Origin of the sequence: Neobacillus cucumis (assembly GCF_002860255.1) — a bacterium.
GTDB classification, from domain to species: domain Bacteria; phylum Bacillota; class Bacilli; order Bacillales; family Cytobacillaceae; genus Neobacillus; species Neobacillus cucumis_A.
Genome location: NZ_PGVE01000100.1, coordinates 1 through 4,812, shown reverse-complemented (window position 1 = coordinate 4,812; position 4,812 = coordinate 1). Strand labels below are relative to the sequence as shown.

Here is a 4,812-nt window from a genome sequence, read left to right as displayed (position 1 = left end):
GAACAGTCTTCAAGAAGGCGTCTTGAGGACAAAAGAGCCCGGATAATCCGAGGAACAGTCTTCAAGAAGGCACCTTGAGGACAAAAGAGCCCGGATAATCCGAGGAACAGTCTTCAAGAAGGCACCTTGAGGACAAAAGAGCCCGGATAATCCGAGGAATTTGTCCGCAAGAACCCGCTAAACGGGCGCTTTCGCTTTTCTATTTGCCCACTCCAAACCCGCCTTTCTCGCATATGAAATAGTGTAGGCAAGTATAGAAAAAGGAGGTAATAAGATATGTACCCATATCGAAGCCCGTACCCGGTACAGGATCAGAGATTTATTGGTCTTGGCTGGCCATTAGCGATAGGTGGACTTAGCTTTTTAGGAGGTTTACTAGGAGGCGGTTTAGGAGCTTCTTTTGCAGCCCGGCCATTTTATGGTTACCCAGGATTCGGTGCTTACCCAGGATTTGGTTATCCAGGATTTGGATACCCAGGATTCGGTGGTTATCCTGGATTTGGATACCCAGGTTTTGTTTAAAATGTACGCAAAAAACAGCTTTCGCAGCTGTTTTTTTCTTTTTCCTAATGAAAAATTACAAGGAATATACAACCAGTTGAAGAATAGGTTAATATGGAAATAAACGAAGTACGGGAGGGTTACGATGATAAAAAATACATTAATTGAAGCACTAGGAATCGAAATCACAAATATAGAACGTGGGAAAGTAACAGCGACCATGTCAGTTGATCATCGAACGAAACAACCATTTGGCTTGCTTCATGGCGGGGCATCCGTTGCCTTAGCGGAAACAGTTGCAAGTCTTGGCGCCTATGAACTTGTTGATAAAGAAACAGAGGGAGTAGCGGGTTTAGAAATCAATGCGAATCATGTCCGTCCGAAAACAGACGGAGTGGTTACCGCAACAGCAACCATACTGCATCAGGGAAAAACAACCATGGTCTGGGATATTAAAATCACGGATGAACAGGATCGGCTTATCTGTGTTTCTAGATGTACGATGGCTGTCATTAAACGAAATAAATAATAGGCTTTAAAGGAGAATGGAGATCCCATTCTTTTTTTGTGCCCATTGTACAAAAATTTAAAAAATTCCCTTCGGATTCGTGTTATAATGTTAGATATAAAAAAATAGAAAAAAAGCACAATTTTTTGTACAGGTATCTTTATATAATGGTAGTAAGATGGAAAAAGAAAAAGGTGGTGAAAACGATGAGAGCAAAGAAACAATATTTATTTATTGATTTTGAGTTTACTATGCCTGAGCGAAATGTTCGTATGAAGGACTTCTTTGCGGAAATTATCGAGGTGGGGATTGTCGCCGTAGTTGATGAGCAAGTAACTGAACAATTTTCCTCCTATGTAACTCCGTTAAGGTTCCCTAAATTATCTGAACGTTGCAAATCATTCTTACATATCACCCAGCAACAAGTTGACACGGGATTATCTATCTACGAACTCATTAAGAAATTGGCGGAATTCAATAAAGATAATGTTGAGACAACCATCGTTACTTGGGGCAATATGGATATGAAGGTACTTCGACAAAACTGTTTGATGGCAGGAGCTGCTTTTCCTTTTAATGGAGCGGAATTAGATTTATCAATGGAATATAAACGATTCTTTGGGGATCAAAATCAAACGGGTCTTTGGAAAGCGGTTCAGGAATATGGAAAAGAAGGGACCGGCAAACATCACCGGGCATTGGACGATGCCTTAACTACCTATAATATATTCAAACTGGTTGAAAAGGATAAACGATATTTGGAAAAACCAAAACCAACGACAATCGGAGACAGGGTAGATTTTTCAAAGCTTCTAAATGAATTCGCATAAAAGGCCAAATCATTCAAACTGATTTGGCCTTTTATATTAGGAAAATTTGTAATCCTTTTCTAACGATTCCAATGCCCGCAGGCTCATATCAGCCCACTCAGAATCTGTCTCAGCTAAATCCTTTTTCATCTTTTCTAATGCTTCTTTTAAGGATGCCTGATATTCAGGGACATCGCTCTCAAAAGGCTTAACCATTTGTTTTGGAATATTTGTCTGCTCCCGGTAACTAAGAGCCTTTCTTTCATGGAAAAAAAGAACATCCGCATCCTTAGGAGAGTGTAGATCTCCCTGAGTCGGATGTTTCAAAACCGCCAAAACTCTTACCAGATAATGCTGCGGGCGTATTTCTGTTATTTCCCCGATATATTTTCCTGTTTTATAAATTCCTGTAACGACACTGCCCACTTGCAATTCTGCCACAAAATCCACCCCTTCATCATAAATTCACTTGATTCCACCCTTTCATTATGACTAAATTAAAAACATAGTGCAAAAAGTTTAAAGTGAAAAATTGGAGGGAGAATAAATGAGTAAGAAGTGGCCAGTTATCTTTATTTTTTTAACCATTGTTCTAGTGTTGGCGGCATGCGGGACGAGCCAAAAGAAAGATGAAACAGCAACAGAGTCAAAGACTGCCGCTCCAAAAACGGAACAAAAGGAAGGAGCAGAAAAACAAGTGTCAGATAAAGCTTATCCTCAGCTTTCAACCGAAGTGGCTGAAAATGAAAAATTAGTTGAGATGGAAACAACCATGGGTACAATTAAAATTAAACTTTTTCCAGAGTATGCACCAAAAGCTGTCGAAAACTTTGTGAAACACAGTCAAAAAGGATACTATGATGGTTTAATCTTTCACCGTGTAATCAAGGATTTCATGATACAAGGCGGTGATCCCAAGGGAGATGGAACGGGCGGTGAAAGTATTTGGAAGACCCCGTTTGAAGATGAATTCTCAAATAATCTTTTTAATCTGCGTGGTGCTCTGTCAATGGCAAATGCCGGCGCCAATACGAATGGAAGTCAATTTTTTATTGTCCAAAAAACCTCACTGGACTCTGCAATGAAAACTGAAATGGAAAAGGCTGGTTATCCAAAAGAAATCATCGATGCCTATGATAAAAATGGGGGTACACCATGGCTAGACCATCGTCACACCGTTTTTGGACAAGTAATCGAGGGCATGGATATCGTCGATAAAATAGCCGATACTCCAGTAGATGCAAAAGATAAGCCAGAAAAAGATGTAGTCATTAAAGGAGTCAAAGTTTTAAAATGATGCAGGTTTTCCCTTTTTGTTGCTATAATAAGGTGAACTTATTAGGGGCTTTATAAGAAAGGGAGAAGAGAAATGTTTCTGCCATCCGTACTAGCATTGTTTTTATATTTTCCTGAAGATAAATCAGAATACATCCCAGCTGCAATCACCTGTTTTATTTTTTTAATTGGTGCTTTACTAACCATGCGGCTCATTATCAAAATATCGAATCGGGAAGCTCAGAAAGCGAAAGAGCTAGAAGAACAAATCATAAAAAAGAATCAATCTTCTCAAAGGAACAGTTAATGGTAACTGTTTCTTTTTTCTATTCTACCTATCCAGCAATCCTGCATTGGTAGAATAGTTCAAAGCCTAATTGCCAATACTAACCCCAAAATGTCTAAATGGGGGAAACCATATGAAAAAAAGCTGGATGCTTGTTCCACTTCTTTTGTTAACAGGATGTATGGAAAAAGAAGTGAAAAAACTGGATGTAGATATGTATAATCCTGCAGGAGATTCCCTAGGGACAATAACGCTTGCAGAACAGTCGAGCGGTGTGAAGATGACTGTCAATTTAAAGGGGCTCCCCGCAGGTGAACATGCCATACATATACATGATACAGGTAAATGCGAAGCACCTGATTTTAAATCAGCTGGTAATCATTTTAATCCAGAAAATAAAGAGCATGGTTTATTACATCCGAAAGGAGCCCATGCAGGCGATCTGCCAAATTTAATTGTCGAAGATGACGGGTCAGTAAAGGCTGATTTAATGGCACCCAATGTGACCTTAAAAAGCGGAAAAAAATCGCTGTTTACAAAAGAAGGAACCTCCATTGTTGTTCATGAGGGAAAAGATGATGGGATGACTCAGCCTGCTGGAAATTCCGGCAACCGGATTGCTTGCGGAGAAATATCTAAAGTGAAAAAAGCAGGCCAGAAAAAAGCACAAGACGAAAAGAAATAAGTTAAAGTGATTCAAGATTGGGGCTATTTATTATTTATTTTTTTCTTCCATAGGTATCCATCTAAGCTTATCCAAAAAGTGGTACATACACTATTAAGGAGAATGCAAGGAGGCGATCTTATGGAGAAAAGACAATTTGGCGGATTTCCAGGACAAATGGGGATGCCACAAATGATGGGTGGATTTCCTCAAATGGGGGGCTATCCGTATCAAGGCTACCCTCAAATGGGCGGATATCAGCATGGCTATCCACAAATGATGGGCGGTTATCATGGCCAACCACAAATGGGTGGTTTTCCACAAATGATGGGTGGACAGCAGCCAATGGGAGGTACTCCACAAATGATGGGTGGACAGCAGCCAATGGGAGGATTTCCGCAAATGATGGGCGGACAGCAGCCAATGGGAGGCTTCCCGCAAATGATGGGCGGACAGCAGCCAATGGGAGGTTTTCCACAGATGATGGGTGGACAGCAGCCAATGGGAGGTTTCCCGCAAATGATGGGCGGATCCATGATGGGACAGCGGAAAAAAGAAAAGTAATTACGTGAAGGTTAACCTGTTTCTTGTAAAAGAGAGACAGGTTTTCTTTTTCATAAGATAAGTAAGTATAAAAATTTTCGACTTTGAGAATTGTCCAGCTCCAGCGCCTAGCCCCTCGATGGTCTACAGCCAATCCGTCCAAAAGGTTAAAGAGCAACCTTTCGGCCGGCTCGTCTTATGCTTGTCGGGGCTGATCAAGGCGCTT

The 4,812-nt window shown here is 40.6% G+C and carries 8 protein-coding genes; 7 read left to right on the top strand and 1 reads right to left on the bottom strand.

Annotation, left to right across the window (positions count from 1 at the left end; all coding sequences use genetic code 11):
* Positions 1-276 precede the first annotated feature (276 nt).
* The 3 genes from CVD27_RS25700 (at position 277) to kapD (ending at position 1,839) form a co-directional block, all read left to right on the top strand.
* Positions 277-522, top strand: coding sequence for a hypothetical protein (locus CVD27_RS25700; RefSeq protein ID WP_101651823.1), 246 nt, complete (start codon positions 277-279; stop codon positions 520-522).
* A 124-nt stretch (positions 523-646) separates the two neighbouring features.
* Positions 647-1,030, top strand: coding sequence for a hotdog fold thioesterase (locus tag CVD27_RS25695; RefSeq protein ID WP_101651821.1), 384 nt, complete (start codon positions 647-649; stop codon positions 1,028-1,030).
* A 185-nt stretch (positions 1,031-1,215) separates the two neighbouring features.
* Positions 1,216-1,839, top strand: coding sequence for a 3'-5' exonuclease KapD (gene kapD, locus CVD27_RS25690; RefSeq protein WP_101651819.1), 624 nt, complete (start codon positions 1,216-1,218; stop codon positions 1,837-1,839).
* Positions 1,840-1,875: 36 nt separating this feature from the next.
* Here the strand turns inward: kapD and CVD27_RS25685 are convergent, their stop codons facing one another.
* Complete coding sequence (locus tag CVD27_RS25685) at positions 1,876-2,259, bottom strand: kinase-associated lipoprotein B (RefSeq protein WP_101651818.1); 384 nt, start codon at positions 2,257-2,259, stop codon at positions 1,876-1,878.
* Between the two features lie 106 nt (positions 2,260-2,365).
* Here CVD27_RS25685 and CVD27_RS25680 point away from each other — a divergent pair, with 106 nt between their 5' ends.
* From CVD27_RS25680 to CVD27_RS25665, 4 genes are all read left to right on the top strand, one after another.
* Positions 2,366-3,115 carry a peptidylprolyl isomerase gene (locus CVD27_RS25680; RefSeq protein WP_101651816.1) on the top strand — a complete coding sequence of 250 codons (750 nt, stop codon included), beginning with the start codon at positions 2,366-2,368 and terminating at the stop codon, positions 3,113-3,115.
* Positions 3,116-3,187: 72 nt separating this feature from the next.
* Complete coding sequence (locus CVD27_RS25675; protein WP_101651814.1) at positions 3,188-3,400, top strand: hypothetical protein; 213 nt, start codon at positions 3,188-3,190, stop codon at positions 3,398-3,400.
* 112 nt (positions 3,401-3,512) lie between these two features.
* Positions 3,513-4,064: a superoxide dismutase family protein gene (locus CVD27_RS25670; protein ID WP_101651812.1), complete on the top strand. Its 552-nt coding sequence runs from the start codon at positions 3,513-3,515 to the stop codon at positions 4,062-4,064.
* Between the two features lie 120 nt (positions 4,065-4,184).
* Positions 4,185-4,607, top strand: coding sequence for a hypothetical protein (locus CVD27_RS25665; protein WP_101651810.1), 423 nt, complete (start codon positions 4,185-4,187; stop codon positions 4,605-4,607).
* Positions 4,608-4,812: the final 205 nt, after the last annotated feature.

What these genes read in the sequence shown, in the direction of transcription:
- CVD27_RS25680 (WP_101651816.1), top strand. Translation starts at nt 2,366, where the DNA reads ATGAGTAAGAAGTGGCCAGTTATCTTTATTTTTTTAACCATTGTTCTA.
- CVD27_RS25675 (WP_101651814.1), top strand. Translation starts at nt 3,188, where the DNA reads ATGTTTCTGCCATCCGTACTAGCATTGTTTTTATATTTTCCTGAAGAT.
- CVD27_RS25665 (WP_101651810.1), top strand. Translation starts at nt 4,185, where the DNA reads ATGGAGAAAAGACAATTTGGCGGATTTCCAGGACAAATGGGGATGCCA.
- CVD27_RS25700 (WP_101651823.1), top strand. Translation starts at nt 277, where the DNA reads ATGTACCCATATCGAAGCCCGTACCCGGTACAGGATCAGAGATTTATT.
- CVD27_RS25670 (WP_101651812.1), top strand. Translation starts at nt 3,513, where the DNA reads ATGAAAAAAAGCTGGATGCTTGTTCCACTTCTTTTGTTAACAGGATGT.
- kapD (WP_101651819.1), top strand. Translation starts at nt 1,216, where the DNA reads ATGAGAGCAAAGAAACAATATTTATTTATTGATTTTGAGTTTACTATG.
- CVD27_RS25695 (WP_101651821.1), top strand. Translation starts at nt 647, where the DNA reads ATGATAAAAAATACATTAATTGAAGCACTAGGAATCGAAATCACAAAT.